General features: G+C 30.3%; 1 protein-coding gene. It reads left to right on the top strand.

What is annotated here, in order from left to right:
- Positions 1-1,409: hypothetical protein (locus B5E58_RS13610; protein WP_158097779.1), on the top strand; the 1,409-nt coding region annotated here is incomplete at its 5' end.
- Positions 1,410-1,450 lie beyond the last annotated feature (41 nt).

Genomic DNA, 1,450 nt, shown 5'->3' with positions numbered 1-1,450 from the left:
TATTAATGGGAATAGTAACTACTGATGATAAAAATTATAAGGATATAGCCGAAGCTATAAGAGTAAAGACTGGCAAAACTGATTTATTATTGCCATCAGAAATGGCGGGTGAGATAAGTGGTATTACTGGCGGCGGTGAGAGTGTAGATTATTCATCATTTGCATGGAAAAGACCGTCTACATGGATACCATTACCCGAACACGATACTGCAAAAGATGAAATATTCATGGTAATGTCCGTACCTGATGAAGGTAGTTTTTATGCATTTACAGTCAACACACCTTTTACAGTTTCATGGGGAGATGTTGATAATACGGTACAATCCTTTGCAGCTAATGAAATAGCTAAGTTTGAATTTACTGTTGACAATGTAGCGGAAACATATTTCGACGAATTAAGCAAAGAAAGACAGTCACTAATAAAGATACAGGCGGACAAAGGCAGTATTACTGAAATTTATTTTGCTAAAGATGATGAATTATATCCTGATTATCCAAAAAATATTATTGAAATTGTAATGTATTTAGTTTCGTGTAACACAATAAACGATAATATAAAACATACACGATTAATAAGTTATATTGCATATGGTTATGTCACATTTACATCATATAGATATGTTTTAGGTTATTTATCTGAATTAGAAAATATTAAATTAGAACATACAGAGAATATAACAGATTTTTCATATGTTGGAAATCAAAAAATAAGACTTATAGAGTTAGACTGTACAAGTTGTACTGCTTTTAACGCATATGCTATGTATCAATTATCAGCTTTAATTCTTAAAAATTTTAAAGGGATAATAAAAACTGCATATGATACACATTTATTTTTATATCCTGATATTTGGTTAAGTGAAAATGGAAGTGACTTGAATGGATTGTGTTCGTTTGGTTCTGGAGTTAAATATTTAGTAATAAATAATATTGAAAATGGTTATGCAAACAATATAAAAGAAATTGCAAGAGAAAACGCATATATTGAATATATTCCATATTTTAAAGTGATAAACGCTAATGCTAGTAGAGCATTTGATAGATGTAGTAATCTTGTATATTGTAATGTAACTGGAGATATTACAGCAGGAAATAGAATTTTTGCAGAATGTATTAATTTAAAAGAACATGGTTTGTTAGATTTTACAAATTCAGCAGGCAATAATGACGCGTTTTTAAATTGCAAATCATTAAAAAAAGTTAATATTGTTGAAAATAGTATCAATAAATCAATCAGTTTTCAAAATTGTATATCCTTTACAACCGAAGAACTAAACAGAATTTTTACTGAATGTTTGGCGGATTTAACTGGACAAGACGCACAAACAATAACTATTACAGGTGCAGGTGGAGCGTCTGAATGTGATGTAAGTATAGCACAGTCCAAAAACTGGACTGTGGTACGATAGGGGGGATTAAATGACACTAGTTGCAGATGAAGGAAAAGTTT

Source organism: Tyzzerella sp. An114 (assembly GCF_002161055.1).
Taxonomy (GTDB): Bacteria; Bacillota; Clostridia; order Lachnospirales; family Anaerotignaceae; genus Fimicola; species Fimicola cottocaccae.
Note: the sequence above shows the minus strand (reverse complement) of the source record. Positions and strands in the feature narration are given on the sequence as shown.